At 44.2% G+C, this 17,436-nt stretch carries 12 protein-coding genes; 10 read left to right on the top strand and 2 right to left on the bottom strand.

Annotated elements, in window-relative coordinates:
• Window positions 1-141: 141 nt before the first annotated feature.
• Entirely contained in the window at window positions 142-1,008 is an 867-nt protein-coding gene (locus ABTV71_RS17895; protein WP_433903699.1) for an IS3 family transposase, read from the bottom strand.
• Between the two features lie 11 nt (window positions 1,009-1,019).
• Window positions 1,020-1,319 carry a transposase gene (locus tag ABTV71_RS17890; RefSeq protein WP_070566721.1) on the bottom strand — a complete coding sequence of 100 codons (300 nt, stop codon included), beginning with the start codon at window positions 1,317-1,319 and terminating at the stop codon, window positions 1,020-1,022.
• Between the two features lie 452 nt (window positions 1,320-1,771).
• Between ABTV71_RS17890 and dinB the strand changes: the two genes are divergently transcribed.
• From dinB to ABTV71_RS17840, 10 genes are all read left to right on the top strand, one after another.
• Entirely contained in the window at window positions 1,772-2,953 is a 1,182-nt protein-coding gene (gene dinB / locus ABTV71_RS17885; protein WP_433900545.1) for a DNA polymerase IV, read from the top strand.
• Complete coding sequence (locus ABTV71_RS17880) at window positions 2,934-5,870, top strand: DNA polymerase III subunit alpha (RefSeq protein ID WP_433900544.1); 2,937 nt, start codon at window positions 2,934-2,936, stop codon at window positions 5,868-5,870. Before dinB ends, ABTV71_RS17880 begins: the two co-directional genes overlap by 20 nt.
• 228 nt (window positions 5,871-6,098) lie before the next feature.
• Entirely contained in the window at window positions 6,099-6,689 is a 591-nt protein-coding gene (locus ABTV71_RS17875) for a DMP19 family protein (RefSeq protein WP_433900543.1), read from the top strand.
• A 16-nt stretch (window positions 6,690-6,705) separates the two neighbouring features.
• On the top strand, window positions 6,706-6,999 hold the full coding sequence (locus tag ABTV71_RS17870; protein WP_433900542.1) for a hypothetical protein: 294 nt from the start codon (window positions 6,706-6,708) through the stop codon (window positions 6,997-6,999).
• 164 nt (window positions 7,000-7,163) lie between these two features.
• Window positions 7,164-7,757, top strand: coding sequence for an RNA polymerase sigma factor (locus tag ABTV71_RS17865; protein ID WP_433900541.1), 594 nt, complete (start codon window positions 7,164-7,166; stop codon window positions 7,755-7,757).
• Window positions 7,758-7,844: 87 nt separating this feature from the next.
• The gene (locus ABTV71_RS17860) at window positions 7,845-8,927 is read left to right on the top strand and encodes a FecR family protein (protein ID WP_433900540.1); all 1,083 of its coding nucleotides are present in this window, start codon (window positions 7,845-7,847) and stop codon (window positions 8,925-8,927) included.
• 68 nt (window positions 8,928-8,995) lie between these two features.
• Entirely contained in the window at window positions 8,996-12,037 is a 3,042-nt protein-coding gene (locus ABTV71_RS17855; RefSeq protein ID WP_433900539.1) for a SusC/RagA family TonB-linked outer membrane protein, read from the top strand.
• Between the two features lie 11 nt (window positions 12,038-12,048).
• Entirely contained in the window at window positions 12,049-13,740 is a 1,692-nt protein-coding gene (locus ABTV71_RS17850; protein WP_433900538.1) for a RagB/SusD family nutrient uptake outer membrane protein, read from the top strand.
• 8 nt (window positions 13,741-13,748) lie between these two features.
• Window positions 13,749-15,752 carry an FAD-dependent oxidoreductase gene (locus tag ABTV71_RS17845; RefSeq protein WP_433900537.1) on the top strand — a complete coding sequence of 668 codons (2,004 nt, stop codon included), beginning with the start codon at window positions 13,749-13,751 and terminating at the stop codon, window positions 15,750-15,752.
• 6 nt (window positions 15,753-15,758) lie between these two features.
• Window positions 15,759-17,408, top strand: coding sequence for an FAD-dependent oxidoreductase (locus ABTV71_RS17840; RefSeq protein WP_433900536.1), 1,650 nt, complete (start codon window positions 15,759-15,761; stop codon window positions 17,406-17,408).
• The last annotated feature ends 28 nt before the right edge of the window (window positions 17,409-17,436 follow it).

The raw sequence follows: 17,436 nt of genomic DNA, 5'->3' as shown, positions 1-17,436 counted from the left end.
CTGAATAATGTAACAGTGTCATCATATAAGATATTGTCAGATACCATGTTAGGCAAAATAGTGGTATTCCTACAAATGTCAGTAATGATAGATAAATATTATTTCTAATTTTGGACTTGCAAATAAAATCGGCAGTGCTAGTTAAGCAGCTTTTTTAATTTTTTGCTCTTTGTTATTAAATTGCTCAATTGTAAGATTTCCCAATGTGGAGTGACGACGTTCTCGATTATACCAGATTTCTATGTATTCGAATAGTTCTGCTTTCATCTGATCCCTGGTAATCAACTTATTACCGTAAATCTGCTCGGATTTTAGCGTTTTGAAGAAGCTTTCTGCTACTGCATTATCCCAGCAATTACCTTTTCTACTCATACTTCTTGTTATGATTTTATAGGAATCTAACGTGTTACTAAATTTTTCACATGCATATTGTACGCCACGGTCCGAATGAAAAATTAGACCAGGAGACAGTTTACGGTGCTTAATTGCCATTTTCCAAGCTGCCAATGAAGTTTCTTCAGTTTTCATCCCATCACTGATACTCCAACCAATACATTTGCGGTCATATAAATCCAGAATGGTGGTTAGATATAAAAAACCTTCTTTGGTATGGATGTAAGTAATATCAGATACCCAGACTTTTGAAGGCTCTGAAGCTTTGAAATTTCGGTCTAATACATTGTCCATTATTTTATGTGCGTGTTTTGAATCGGTTGTAGCTTTAAATTTCTTGCCTATTTTACTCCGTAGCCCCATATTTTTCATATACTTAGCGACTGTATTTCTAGAAACTTTAATTCCATCATCCAACAGCTCCGCAGTTATTCTAGGACTGCCATACCGTTGTTTCTTATCGAAATAAATAGCCTTTATCTTGTCCTCCAGATTGCTACATTTCCTGCTTTTTGTCTGTTGGGACCGTTTTTGCCAAGCATAATAGCTTCTAGATCCAACGCCCATAACTTTACACATCTTTTCAATCGAATATAGCCCCTGATGTTGCTTGATAAAACTATATATTACCGATCGCTCTTGGAAAAGATGCCTATGGCCTTTTTTAGTATTTCTAGTTCCAGTTCTGAGTCTTTAAGTTTTTTTTCCAAGAAACTAATCCGCTCTTGTTCTGGCGTTTGCTTCATATTTCCATTCCCGGGGAAACTTCCTGATCCAAACTCTTCTGACTCTTTACGCCACTTATATAATTGGGCAGCAGAGATTCCCAACTCACGAGCTAGCTCAGAAAGATTTTTCCTGTTTTTACTTAATTCAACTGCTCGCTCTTTAAAAATGCGATCGTACTTTTTACGGACTTTAATCATTATTTCAAAATTAAGATATTTTATTGTTCTTAACTTGATCTGCCGACTAAGTTAGCAACTCCAAACCTTAAATTTTTGATTACCTCGGCTATTGAAAATTACGATAAAATGTAAAGAAATGCCATTGTTTTCATTGTGTAATAAAGGATCATCCAATTTAACTATTTTTCTGCTGACTTGAAAACGAAGTTCTTTACTTGCTCATACGGATGATAACCGTATTCATATAACTGAGTATCTTTTCGTTCATAGATCCTGTCTTGTAATAAACAGAGCAACAGCCTCCTTGTTTAAGCCAACCCCTGACTATAAAATATAGCGCTGACTGTGAATGTGATAAAAATTAAATCAATCTCCCGCATTCAAAATTACTAATAATATTAGTAATTTTAAATGCGGCAACTACCGGAAACAAGAGTCGTCGTGAACGACTGTTTTGATATTTGAAAAACATGGAAAGGAGTATAGTACATTGTGATCTCGATACATTTTTTGTATCTGTCGAGCGCTTGCAGAATAGCAAGCTCATCGGAGTACCTGTGCTCATAGGAGGAAGTAGTGACCGTGGGGTAGTTGCATCTTGTTCCTATGAAGCCCGTAAGTATGGCGTGCATTCCGCTATGCCCATGCGGCTGGCACTGCGCATGTGTCCAGAGGCCGTTGTGGTGCGGGGAGATCACGATAGCTATAGCCAATATTCCAATATGGTCACACAGATCATTGAAGAAGAGACACCCATCGTTGAAAAAGCCAGTATAGACGAGCACTACCTCGATGTCTCCGGTATGGACCGCTTCTTTGGCTGCTGGAAATGGATGCAGGAGCTCCGCCAGCGCATTATCAGAGAAACTGGGCTTCCCATTAGCTTTGGCCTGTCGGTCAACAAGACTGTCTCCAAGATTGCCACCGGGACCGCCAAACCCTGTGGCGAAAAGCAGGTACAAAATGGGACTGAGAGAGGCTTCCTAGCTCCGCTATCCATCCGCAAGATTCCCATGGTCGGCGAGAAGTCCTTTACCTTACTCCGCAATATGGGGATCTCCAAGATCGGCACCTTACAGCAGATGGAGGTGTTCACCATGCAGAAAGTTCTCGGGGAGAAGGGGATCAACATCTGGCGCAAAGCCAATGGGCTCGATGATTCCCTGGTGTTGCCGTTTCGGGAGCAAAAGTCCATGTCCAAAGAAAATACCTTTCAGCAGGATACCATCGATATGGATGTGCTACGCCGTACCCTCATCGGTATGGTCGACACCCTGGCCTTTGACCTGCGCAAAGATCAAAAACTAACCAGCTGCGTCACCCTCAAGATCCGGTATAGCAATTTCGATACCCATACCCAACAGCTGCAGATCGCTTATACCAATTCGGACAGAAAGCTTACGGATGTGGTACTTTCCCTGTTCAAAAAACTCTATAGCCGCAGGATGCTGATCCGCCTTATCGGGATCAAGTTTTCGGGGCTGATCTACGGTTCTTATCAGACCGATCTCTTTGACGATAGCGCCGAGGAAGTCAACCTGATGCAGGCCATGGACAAGATCCGCAAACGCTATGGCGCCGAATTTCTGATGAAAGCCATCTGCGCGCCGCCGCCAGAGAAAGGAGGGGAGCATGCTCTTAAATCTACATAGCTATTATAGCCTGCGCTTTGGTACCCTCAGCCTGCAGGATCTTATTTCGGGCATGCTCGCTGGGGGCTATGATACCGCTGTGCTCACCGATATCAATAACAGCTCCGGATCGCTCGACTTTATCAAATTAGGCCGCGCAGCCGGGCTCAACCTGCTCGCCGGCATGGAATTTCGCAGCGGCGATCAGCTCTGTTTCATCGCCATTGCCAAGAACGAACAGGGCTTCCGTGAGATCAACGAATACCGCACCAAGCTCAATATGGAAAATCGCCCTACACCGGAGCGATCGCCAGACTTTGAGCAGGTCTTTGTGATCTATCCCTTTCCCAAGCTCAATAGCTTTCCACTGCGGGATTTCGAGTACATCGGCGTCCGTCCCAGCGAACGTACGCGTGCCCAGCTGATGGATCGAAAACTGCTCGATCGCTGTGTGATCCTGGCTACCGTCAGTTTTCGCAAAGCCGACTATACCTTACATCGGCAGCTGCGGGCAATTGACAACAACCTGCTGATCTCGCAGCTCAATCCGGATCAGGTCGCGGCCGAGGATGAGGTATTTATCCCCCGGGTCAAACTGATGCGCCTGTTTTCCGAACTGCCGCAGCTGCTCGCCAATACAAACCGTATCCTGGGGCAGTGTTCCTTTGGTTTTGATTTTACCAGCGTCAAAAACAAGGCGACCTTTACCGGCAATCGCTACAACGATAAGCAGCTGCTGCATAAGTACTGTATGGATGGCTTTTCCAGGCGCTATGGCCGCAATGATCGGATCGCGACCGAACGCATCCAGCGTGAGCTCGAGATTATCGAAAACCTGCGTTTCTCGAGTTATTTCCTGATTACGGACGAGATCTGCCGCTATGCCCGGGGGCGCAATTTCCACTATGTAGGCCGCGGATCTGGAGCCAATTCCGCCGTTGCTTATTGCCTGGGCATCACCGATGTCGATCCCATTGCCCTCAACCTGCCCTTTGAGCGTTTCCTCAACCCCAAGCGCAAAAGCCCGCCCGACTTTGATATTGATTTTAGCTGGAACGAGCGTGAAGAGATCTATGATTTTATCTTCAACCGCTATCAGACAGGACATACCGCTTTGATGGGCGCCATGAGTACCTTTCGCTCCAGGAGTATCCTGCGTGAACTGGGCAAAGTATACGGGTTGCCCAAGGCCGAGATCGACCGCCTGGTGCATGAGCCCGAGCATATGCTCAACAAAAATGAGGTGACCAACACCATCTTAAGCGTGTACAACCGCATGGCCGATTTCCCCAATCAGCGCACCATCCACGCCAGTGGCGTACTGATTTCCGAGGAACCGCTGACCTGTTATTCCGCCATGGACAATCCGCCAAAGGGATTGCCCACCATGCAGTTTGATATGTATGTGGCCGAAGATATTGGCTTTGAAAAATTTGATATCCTTTCGCAGCGCGGTATCGGCCATATCAAAGATTGCCGTTCCATTGTGCGGGAAAATCTCGGTGTAGTTATCGATACCGACAATCCAAAGCGGTTTTTTGAGGATCCCCAGATCGCTGCACAGCTCAAGTCGGCCAATACCATTGGCTGTTTCTATATCGAGAGTCCGGCGATGCGGCAGCTGCTGACCAAGCTGCGCTGTGATGACTACCTGACCCTGGTGGCAGCCTCTTCCATTATCCGTCCGGGCGTAGCCAGTTCAGGTATGATGGGCGAATACATCCGCCGGCATCATGATCCCACAACCGTTGTCTATCCCCATCCGGTGTTTAAGGAACAGCTCGAAGAGACTTACGGCGTGATGGTCTATCAGGAAGATGTAATGAAGATTGCCAATGCCCATGGTGGACTCGATATGGCCGATGCCGATGTGCTCAGACGCATGATGTCGGGCAAATATCGCAGCAAAGACCATCTGATTGAAATTGAGGATAAGTTTTTCTCCAACTGCAAGGCCAAGGGCTATGACGAGCAAGTCAGCAGGGAGATCTGGCGGCAGATGGAAAGCTTTGCCGGCTATTCCTTTAACAAGGCGCACTCCGCGTCATTTGCTGTAGAGAGTTACCAGAGCCTTTTTCTCAAGACCTATTATCCCTTGGAGTTTATGGTTGCGGTGCTCAACAATTATGGTGGGTTTTACAACCGCAAGGTCTATGTCAATGAGGCCCGAATTTCGGGAGGCAATATCTGCTTGCCCTGTGTGAATCAGTCGGTCTTTAATACCTCCATCCGGGAAAAGGATATTTATCTGGGCTTTGATTGCTTGCTCAATTTTGAAGGGAAACTGGCCCATCGCATCATCGCAGAACGGGAGGCCAATGGTCATTATCAAAGCTTGCAGGACTTTGTCAAGCGGACGCAGACGGGGCTCGAGCAGGTCATTATCTTGATCCGTGTCGGTGCCCTGCGGTTTACCAGGATAGGCAAGAAGCAATTGCTCTGGGAAGCTCATCTGCTAATGAGCAAGCACAGACCTGCCACTGTCGGCATGGCGCTATTTGAGACCGAGAGCCGCCGACCTATTCTTCCGCCTTTGGAGGAGGATATCCTGGAGGACTATTACGATGAGATCGAGCTGATCGGCTTTTGCGTGACTGGTACCTTGTTTGATCTGGCCAAGAGCGATTATCGGGGCGATATGCCAGCTCGGGAACTCCATCTGCATGAAGGGAAAATAGTACGTTTAGTAGGCGATTTTGTCTGCGAGAAATTTGTCAAGACCAAGCGGGGCGACCTGATGAAATTCGGCACTTTCCTCGATGCCGAGGGACGTTTCTTTGATACGGTGCACTTTCCACAGACACTGGTAAAATATCCGCTAAGAGGAGCTGGAATCTATCTGATCGAGGGTAAAGTTGTTGTCGAATATGCTTTTCCATCGATCGAGGTGATACGCTGTGCTAAGATGCCGCTAAAGCCCGACCCACGGAGTGAATAACCTGTACCAGAGGCCAACACGATCGGCTGCAATTGTATTAGCGTCTTCATTCTGCTAGATAAGCGGTAACGTTTTCTGCAATACAATTAATGATACCACCTCCATCTGCCGACTCTTATTTAATTTGTAAAACGAACCTATTATGAAAAGCATAACTCCGAACCATATAAATATATAACTGAATATATATATTTGAGTACTAAAAAAGATTTAAAGCTGATAAAATCAATGCGAACACAGATTATTACCATTGGAATTATAATAATAATTTTAAATTTGTTTGGCTGTTCTGAACGTACGAAGCAAAATAACAATAAGCTATCAATCCAGACTCCATTGACCGAGCAAACTATTGATACGACTTCGGATGACATGTTATTGGAAGTCGTTTATGATAACCTCTTTCGTAAGTTATCGGCGGCATATGATAAAGAATATGAAATCGTCTTTTCTTGGAACAAATCGAGACAAGCAATTTATATGATCAGCCGGTTAGAAGCCGAAGTAAATAATGGTGGTTATAACCAGTTTTATTTTAATTCAAGCGGTCAATTTGCTACTGCGCTGCCAGAAGCGCTGAAATTAGTTGGCGCTACTCAATTTGCTGATCTGACCGAGCGGGCAAACAGCACATTTGAAAAGGAGAAATCGAAAATAACCGAAGATCAGGATGGTACGGTAGAAGGTTTTAGTAAATCTTATGAGAACAATCCGTTAAACAAATTTGACGAGGTATTCTACAAACTTAATGAGGCTAAAAACTTGCAAAAAATTCAGGTTGACTACATCCGAAAGAACAAGAATGAGTTTACTGATTAAAACTTAAGTTAGGCCTATGCTGTACAATGCCTTTGAACAAGTTACCAAAAGTTCCTTTCGCAAGCTCGTTGAGTCCGGTTATACCGACTTTGTGCTGCAGCGCTTTGAGTGGCCTGATGTCAGAGATAAGGCAGGCTTCCTGCTCACGCCTTACGGTGATAAGGAAAGCGCCGATCAGCATGCCCATCAACTGGGGGCCAAGGAGGGAAGAGCTATGCAGTTGCCGCAGGACGCTGATAAGATCGAAAGCATGCTTGCAACAGGATCAGGCTACCGTATCTTTCTCAATCGTATCAAGGAGGAAAACTGAGTTTCGGGCTTTAGGAATCTTTCTGTATTCCAAATCGATGGAATAAAAGGTAGCAAGCCGATTCATAGAAAAGATAAATTTTATTTAGGGTACCAATGATTTTGATTTAGTAAATTTATCATTATATTAAGTTCGTCGTTCTACCAATTATAAGAATTTGCCAAATGAAATCTCCGAAAGAAGCTGCTACACTGGAAAAACTTAAAAATGGAGACCTCAATTCGTTTAATGAAATTTATTTCCATTATTCTCCAAAGATCTATATTAGATTGATCAAACTGGTGAAAGATCAAACTATTGCAGAAGAAATCCTACAGGAAGTATTTACCAAAATATGGCTCCAACGTGAAAAGATTGACCCTAATAAAGGGTTTGTCTCATTTCTCAATCATATTTCGGATAATTTGGCCATGGATTTTTTTCGAAAAGTGCAGAGAGATAAGGCTCTTCAATTGGAAATATGGGCTTCAGCAATAGAACTGTATTATCATACCGAAGAAAAACTGTTTTTCAAAGATAAACAACAGATGTTGACTAATGCAATTGACTCCCTGAGCCCCAAACGAAAGGAGATTCTGTTGCTCAATAAATTTGAAGACAAAAGTTATAAGGAAATTGCCGATTTATTGGGGATTTCAGTCTCTACAGTGAGTAATCAACTCGTGAGCGCACTCAAAGATATCAAAGAATATATTCAAAAAAATTACCGAGATGAGTATATAATCAGTCTTTTTGCAGCCTTTTTATTTAAGCTATAAAAAAAATAAAAAAGCAATAGTGTGTTTCTCTTCGCCAAACGTATAGAGTAACAAATACAGCAATGTATTGAACTAATTATAGAAAATTTGAAAGAGCAATCCTTTAAAGATCAATTGTTGGCGTATATCCACAACCGCTTGGATGCGCAGTATTATGAGTCATTTTTTGACGAAATGGCCGAGATAGATGCTGCAATTCTGGAATTATGGATCGCTGAGATGCTGGATCAGGATGAAGGACAGGCATTACAACAAATTCCCTTACCAGATTTAAACATCGTTCATCGGAAAGTGCTCGATCATATCTATGCCGTAGATCCGCCCAAGCCTATGCTAGTCCGGAGAATAAGGCCGTGGGCCTGGGCTTCTTGTGCTGCTGTTCTACTCTGTGTACTGTCGGTTCTCTTTTTGAAAAATTTCTCAACGTCAACAAAAGAACAGGTCACCTGGTATGAAAATAAAAATGCTTATGCGATCAATGCTCAGCTTCCTGATAGCACGACCGTTATACTTTATCCACATGCAAAAATCGGATTCGAGTATAATGGCCAAGGCCACCGCGATGTACAGCAGGTGCAAGGTCGAGTTATTTATAAGGTGCAAAAAAACAAAAATGCGCCTTTTCAAGTCAATTACAGAGGATATTTGACCACTGCCTTAGGAACAATATTTAGCGTAGACCCCAAGGATGCCGATCATGTACTGATAAAATTAATGGAGGGCAAAATCTCTATCGGATTAGTTACAGCAGATCACCGAAATTTAATATACCTCAAACCAAAAGAGGAAGTATTGGTCAACTTAAAACTGCAGCAGATGATTAAGTTTTCTGAGTCCGAATTGACAAAATCTCAGCCTGTTCGTGTGGATAAGGAGTTAAGAAAACTCATTCCACAGCTTACCGCTAATGTAGAATGGACCAATCAGTCTGTCAAATTTAACCAAACCAAAAACATTCAACTCTTAAGAGTAATCGAAAGCCTTTATGATGTATCGATTATATGCGATAATCCAGATTTACTCAATAGTTCATTTACAGGAAGTTTAAATAGCAAAGAACCGCTAGTGAATTTCTTGACCAGCTTCTGCCAATTGAACGGTTGTACATTCCAAGTGAACAATGGTATTGTCAACATCAGTAATTCGGGAAGAAAGGAGGACGTACAGTAGGATAGAATAAACCTAAAGTGAAAAAAATAAACCAATATATAAATCAGAATAACCAACTGTAAATAATTATGAAGCATATTCTAATCAAATTAATGCTCGTGGGATTGCTATTTCCATACTTTTCTGTAGGATTTGCACAATCAAACCTGAAAGTAAATGGTAAAATAGTAGACAACGAAGGTAATACATTACCCGGCGCTACTATTGATCTTATCCACGAAAAGAGCAGCAAAAAACTCCATTTTGTGGCCGATAACAACGGATTGTTTGTTTTAACTCCACTTGTTGCTGGCGAAAATTATACGATCTATGCCCACCATCTCGGCTACGATACTGATTCTGTTAAGCATTTTGTGGCAACGGCTACCAGCAAAAATACCGTACTTATCCGCCTGAAATCACATACCGGAATGATAGACGAAGTTGTTGTGGTCGGTTATGGTGTTCAGAAAAAGGTCAATTTGACGGGGGCTGTTTCCGCCGTATCGGGCGATGATCTGAACAATAGGCCCGCTGGGCAAACCTCCTCGGCCCTTCAGGGCATGGCCTCGGGAGTAACCGTGACCCAGCGTTCTGGTAAGCCGGGAGCCGACGGTGCGGATATCCGTATTCGCGGTATCGGTACGCTTGGCAACGCCGCACCTTTGGTGCTGATTGATGGGATCGAAGGCTCCATCAATAATATCGACCCCAATTTAATAGAGAATATTTCAATATTAAAAGATGCCGCATCCGCATCGATCTATGGTTCGAGAGCTGCCAATGGTGTCATCTTGGTCACGACGAAAAGGGGAAGTTCTGATAAGGTCGCTATTGCTTACAATAATTATTTTGGTTGGCAGTCCGCAACCAATATGCCCAAAATCGTCAATGCCCTGGATCATATGCTGCTGACGAATGAAGCGTATACCAATGTTGGTGCAAGTCCATTATATCCGGAAGATATCATTGCCGCCTACCGTAGTCAGGGCAACGGTAGTTCGGACGAGTATCCCAATACTGATTGGCAAAAGGAATCCTTGCAGGGGAATGGATTTCAGCAAAGCCATTTTCTGACAGTCAATGCAGGCACAAATAAAGTAAAAATGCTGACTTCGGTCGGTTATTTCGACCAGAAAGGCTTGACACTAAATAGTTCGTTTAAGCGCTATACCATCCGCAACAACGTGGATGTTAAATTCTCAGATCAGCTCGCGGTTAAATTTGACTTTCAATACGTCAATCCGATCGTCACCTCGCCAGCAGCGAGTATCGAAGAACTTTTTCAGTGGATGAGCAGTATTCCTGCCAATCAATCCTTCAGAAATTCCAATGGTACATGGGGATTGGGCTGGAATGGTAATAATCCCGTCTCTGCCGCGGCTGATGGTGGTGTTGCTACCAACAAAAGTCCATTTGGCAGTGTCAACGCATCATTAATCTACAGACCCAAAGAATGGTTGACCGCCGAAGTCAATTATGCACCTAAATATGCGACGCAGGTAAATAAGAATTTCCGAAAAGCAGTGCAGTCCTATTTTCCAGATGGTACGCCGAGCTTCTCGGTCCCTGTGCGTACAGCACTTACGCAATACAATAGCCAGGAACTTTTTAATAATATGCGGGCGACCCTTACGCTAAACAAAGATTTCGGTCCACATCAGTTGAAAGCATTGATTGGTGGTTCGCGGGAAGACTACAAGATTGATTACTCCCAGGGCTTTAGAGACACCTACGTGCTCCCTGACTATGAAGTGCTCAATGCCGGGTCGGCACTAAATCAGTCAGCGACAGGAAGTGCTTCCGAGTGGGCGTTACAATCTTTATTTTCCCGGATCAATTACGTTTTCAAAGATCGTTATCTTTTGGAACTCAATGCACGCTATGATGGTTCGTCCAGGTTTGCCAAAGGTAAACGCTATGGTTTTTTTCCATCGGCATCAGCAGGATGGCGTTTTTCTGAGGAGCAGTTCCTAACCGCAGCTAAGGGCTGGCTTACAGAAGGAAAAATCAGGGCATCATGGGGTAAACTGGGAAATCAGAATATCGGGACTTATCCTGCCGTGGCATCTTTGAACCTAGGTTCGTACACCTTAGGCAACGGCATCGTCAATACGGCAGCGCTAAATGATATGTCCAATCCTGATATTACATGGGAGTCTACGGAGGAGAAAAATATCGGGATTGATCTTACCTTATTTAAGCGATGGACTATTACCGCAGATCTATACAACAGAAAAACCAGTGATATATTATTACAGCTGGACATCCCGCTCATCATTGGTTTGAATAGGCCTTATCAAAATGCAGGCGTCGTTGAGAATAAAGGTTGGGAGCTTTCCATGGGCTATCGAAGCGATCCAGCTAAAGACTTTAAATATAATTTTACACTCAATCTCTCTGATGTCAAAAACAAAGTGCTGGATATGCGGGGAATTAATCAGACTGGTCTAACGGTCAATCGGGAAGGTTATCCAATTAATTCCATCTTTGGCTATGTTTCCGACAGCTATTTCCAAACAGCAGAGGAGATAAAAGCTCATGCGACACAGTTTGGTACCTTAGCACCGGGTGATCTCAAATACCGTGATCAAAATGACGACGGCGTGATTAATGAGTCCGATAAGGTCATCATTGGGAGTACCATTCCACGATATACCTATTCGCTCAACTCCAATTTCAGTTTCAAGGGATTCGATCTCAGTTTTCTTTTACAAGGCGTAGGTAAAGCCGATGGTTATCTCTACGGGGCCGGTATTCAGCCCTTTACGACGACCGGGGCAATTGGTGGAACGATACGTGAGGATAATAAAGACCGATGGACACCCGACAATACTACAGCGAAATATCCGCGACTGGCTTTTGGACAGAATAACAACCAGCAGTCCTCCCAATTCTGGATGAAAAATGCCGCCTATCTTCGCCTAAAAAATTTACAGTTTGGTTATACCTTTCAAGCTGACCTACTAAAGTCCATCGGACTGAATAAACTTCGGGTATTTGTTAATGGTTCAAACTTATTTAGCGTAGATAAATTTTGGGACGGTTATGACGTCGAAGCACCAGTAGGCTATGGTAACTTTTACCCACAGGTAAAGGTGTATTCTTTTGGATTGGATATTACATTATAAACTTGGCAAGTATGAAAACTCTAAATAAACTCGTGTTATATTTTCTGTCGTTTGCAGTTCTCCTTTTGTTGGGGGCATGCGAAAAATACCTGGACAGATCACCCTTGGATGGCCCTTCGGACGAAAATTATTTCAAAAATCAGGATGAGCTGACATTGGTTGTCAATGGTTTGTACAGTGCCCTGGCATTTCACCCCACGGACGACATGCCCATCAACCTCACTCTTGATGATGCCACCGATATTGGGTGGGACCGCAATACCTCTGATTTACAGGCTGTCGGAAGAGGTGATCACGACAGCAACAATGGTTACATCCGGAATATCTGGACCAATTCTTATAAGGTCATTGGCAAATGTAATTTTATACTGGACAATATCCAGAAGTTGGATGGAAAAATGGATGCCAATCTTCAAAAGCGTTATAAAGCTGAGACACAGTTTATCCGGGCTTATGTCTATCAATATCTGATAGATTACTTTGGGGGAGTGCCCTTGGTAACAAGTGGCCTAAGCCTTGCTGATGCAAATGTTCCGAAAACATCTAAGGCTGAAATTGCTAGCTTCATCCTAAAAGAGCTTGATGAAGCGGCTACGATTTTGCCAGTAAGCTATGGTTCAGCAGATGTTGGACGTGCTACCAAAGGAGCGGCATTGGCCATACGCGCTCGGGCAGCACTTAATAATGGTCTTTGGGAAGAGGCTGCGCGTTCTGCCAAAGATGTCATGGACTTAAAAGTATATGCCTTACACGCCGATTTCGGCCAATTATTTACCTATGATGGGCAGGCTTCCAAAGAGATTATTTTTGCTTTTCAATATTTACGGTTACAAAAAACAAAAACCCACAGTGCTACGCGCGGTTTTCTGTCGCGCAACGCACAGGGAACTTCCAACAAAATTCCATCGCAATCCGTTGTTGATAGCTATCTCTGTACTGACGGATTTGCCATTGATAAATCTTCCATATTTGATCCCCAAAAACCATTCGCCAATCGGGATCCACGTCTGGGGTATACCATTGCACTTCCCGGCAGCACGTTTTTTGGTTTTCAGTTTGAGACCCATAAGGATAGCATAAGCTGCTGGAACTACACCTACAATACTTCTACGGCAGCACGCATCCAAAATCAGGACGCCATCAATGCCTATGCGACTTTTTCTGGTTATTGCTGGAAAAAATATGTCGATATTAGGGACAAAGACTTTACCATGGAATCGGAGTTAAATATTATTCAGAGCCGATATGCCGAAGTGTTGTTGATTTACGCCGAAGCGATGATCGAAAACAATAAGATCGACCAGACTGTCTATGATGCAATCAACAACATTAGGCAGCGCCCCAGCGTCGATATGCCAGCAATCACGGGTAGTAAAACGCAAGCTGAGCTGCGCGAGATTGTACGGAAAGAAAGACTTTACGAATTATCCAATGAAGGCTTTCGTCTAGTCGATTTGAGACGTTGGAAACTGGCCGATAAATTTATGAATTCGACGCTCTATGGCCGCATTCCAAAGGGCTTATTGGCCAATGCACCGACGATCGATGCAGATAGCTACGTGGATTATAAAAATGTCGCCAATCAGAAAGACATGCGGGTTATCGAGCTCCGCAAGTTCGACCCCAACAAGAATTACCTTTGGCCGATCCCGAATATTGAAATTGTAACCAATAAAAATCTGGAACAAAATCCAGGTTATTAAATATTAAGATGATGAGAAAGACACTTTTAATGACTATTGGGCTTTTGACCATGTTTTTGCAGCTAGTCAATGGACAAACGGATAAGCAAGTAGATCTATGTATTTATGGTGCCACTTCAGCCGGCGTTATAGCCGCCTACACAGCTTCGCAGGCCGGAAAATCAGTTTTACTGGTAGATCCCGGCACACGGGTAGGTGGGCTCAGCTCCGGTGGATTAGGCCAGACGGATATTGGAAACAAATATGTCGTCACAGGGCTCGCTCTTGATTTTTATCGCAAAATGGGCAAGCACTATGGCAGTTTTGAACAATGGATTTTTGAACCCAAGGTGGCCGAATCTATTTTTAAGGACTATCTTGCACATGCTAACACACCAATGTTAATGGGACATCGTTTGGTAGCCGTAAAGACCGACAATCGATCAATTAAAACCATTTCGCTGCTTCCGAGTGAGCACAGGGATGGCAAAAAGACAACTGTCAGTGCTAAAGTGTTTATGGACTGCAGCTACGAGGGTGACCTCATGGCTAAAGCTGGTGTATCCTACCACGTGGGGCGGGAGTCGAATAGCACCTATGGAGAGACAATTAATGGTGTGCAATTACTTGACGGTCATCAGTTTCCGGATGGTGTAGATCCCTATAAGAAAAAAGGTGATCCTAAGAGCGGTATTTTATGGGGGATCAATATGGAGCCTTTAAAAGAAAATGGAACGGGAGACACCAAGGTTCAAGCCTATAATTATCGGATCACATTGACCAATGTCCCTGAAAACAGAATCGCAATCACCAAACCCCACAATTACGACGCAACCAAATATGAACTCTTAAAGAGGCAAAAGGAGATACAGCCTTGGAAGAGTATCCAGGACGTATTTATCTGGAGTCTGATGCCCAATGGAAAGACTGATATCAATAACAGGAATGGATTTTCAACAGATATGATTGGCATGAACTGGCGTTATCCCGAAGCCGATTATTTCGAACGCAAAGAGATTATTCAGGCCCATGAAGATTACACCAAAGGTCTGTTATATTTTGTTGCCAACGATAGTTCGGTACCAGAGGCGATCCGAAGCGAATTTCAAAAATGGGGATACCCCAAAGATGAATATCTTGACAATAAGCATTGGTCTCCACAATTATATATCCGCGAAGCCCGAAGGATGATTGCTGATGTCGTCATGACACAACACCACTGTCAGGGGCGTGCGCTAGTCTCCGATGGCGTAGGCTATGCTGCGTATACCATGGACTCGCACAACTGCGATCGTGTGATCGTGAATGGCATGGTCAAAAACGAGGGCAATGTCGAGGTCGGCGGTTTCTCCCCCTTTCCGATTTCCTATAGGGCTATTGTGCCAAAAAAAGAAGAAATCAACAATCTTGTTGTCCCCGTATGTCTGTCGGCAAGTCACATTGCCTTTGGTTCCATCCGCATGGAGCCCGTATTTATGGTATTGGGGCAATCTGGTGCTGTTGTCGCTTGCGAAGCAATCGACAACAAAATAGCCGTTCAAGATGTTGATATTAAACGCGTGCAGAAAATATTGCGGGACAACCCGAAAGCAGATGGTCGTAGGGCCGATTATATCATTCATGTTGACGATAAAGATCAGGTCATGTTGAAAGGAACTTGGCGTAAATCCGCAAAAAAAGGGTATGGTATGAGTTATCAGGAAGTGGATAGTGATCTCGCTGCTGTCGCACGTTTTACGCCTGGAAAAGATTTTGCCGCTGGGAAGTATAAACTCTATAGCTATTTTCCAAAAACTGCCGAAAGTACGGAAGCCGGAAAATTCATTATTCATACCGGAAAGACAAGGATCGAAAAAAATATAAGTTTCAAGGAGGTCCACATTCTCGGACAGACAACCAGTACCTGGGTAGCACTCGGTGAATATGAATTTGAAAACGGAGGCAACAAGCCTTATGTGGAGATTATGCCAGCCGCAAAAGGTGTTCTGGCTGCAAATGCATTATTGTGGGTTCCGGTTTCAGATCAAAATTAAGTACATATGCAAAAGATAAAAATAGGGTTAAAATTAGTGTTTGTCTTGGCTTTTCTGCGGGTTGAGGCCCAGCATTCAACCAAGAAGGTAGACGTCGTGGTTTACGGCGGTACACCGGCTGCTATCACCGCTGCATTGCAAGTGAAACAGGCCGGTAAGTCTGTAGTCGTCTTATCGCCCGATCAACATTTAGGAGGCCTGAGTTCAGGCGGGCTCGGTTTTACCGATACCGGCAATAAAGCAGTTATTGGTGGTCTGGCCAAAAAATTCTATCAGGACGTATACGATCATTATTCGAAAGAATCGAGTTGGAATTGGCAGCCCCGGGCCTCGTTTGGCAATCGGGGACAGGGCACTGTGGCGATGGACAGTGAGCATGGGACGATGTGGATCTTTGAGCCTCATGTCGCCGAGGGTATTTTTGATGCCTGGGTGCGGGATCATCAGATTGATGTTGTCCGTGGAGCATATTTAGATCGGCAGGAGAGCGCTATTCAAAAAGAATCCACAGTTATCAAATCGATTAAGACCCTGGACGGAACAGTCTACGAAGCGAAGGTATTTATTGATGCCACATATGAAGGCGATCTGATGGCGCTGGCCAAGGTAAGCTATACGGTCGGGCGGGAGGCTAACCATACTTACGGGGAGCAGTGGAACGGTGTGCAGACCGGGGTCTTTCAGCACCGGCATCACTTTAGTGCACAGATTAGCCCTTATAAACGTGAAGGCGATCCGGGCAGTGGTCTGGTATACGGCGTTTCTGCAGAAGACCCCGGGCAATACGGGACTGCAGATCGGAAGTTACAGGCCTATTGCTTTCGCATGTGTCTGACCAATGATCCCCGAAATCGCAAGCCCTTCACCAAACCTCTTCATTACGATCCACAACATTACGTTTTACTACAACGTTTATTCCGTGCCGGCTGGGACGAAGCCTTTCAAAAATTTGACCTGGTGCCCAACCATAAAACCGATGCCAACAACCATGGCCCGTTCAGCACAGATTTTATCGGGATGAACTATAGCTATCCCGAAGCAAGCTATGCCGAACGAAAATCCATTATCGACGCCCATCGGCAATATCAGCAGGGTTTATATTATTTTATGGCGAATGACGCCACAGTTCCCATCGCAATAAGGACAAAAATGGCCGAATGGGGACTTGCAAAAGACGAATTTAAGGATAATGACAACTGGCCTTTTCAACTGTATATACGTGAAGCCAGGCGGATGTTAGGTCAGTATGTGACGACCGAGCATAATATTCTTGGGAGGCGGAGTGTGGACAATCCGATTGGTATGGGCTCCTACACGTTGGATTCACACAATGTACAACGCTATGTGACCAAAGATGGGTATGTTCAGAATGAAGGCGATATTGGCGTTCACGTACCCAAGCCTTATGCCATTTCCTATGGATCAATCATCCCGAAGAGCGATGAATGTACAAATTTGATTGTCCCTGTCTGTGTATCCAGCTCACATATTGCCTTTGGTTCCATTCGTATGGAACCCGTATTTATGGTGTTGGGGCAGAGTGCTGGTGCCGCAGCAGTCCTAGCGATTGATAATGATCATGTTGTGCAGCATGTCGACTATGGGGTATTAAAAAAGCAACTGTTGGAAGCAGGACAAGTATTGGAGCAAAAATAATATATTGCGCTAGAATTAGACTTAGATA

This window comes from Sphingobacterium puteale (genome assembly GCF_050986225.1).
Classification (GTDB): Bacteria; Bacteroidota; Bacteroidia; order Sphingobacteriales; family Sphingobacteriaceae; genus Sphingobacterium; species Sphingobacterium puteale.
Note: the sequence above shows the minus strand (reverse complement) of the source record. Positions and strands in the feature narration are given on the sequence as shown.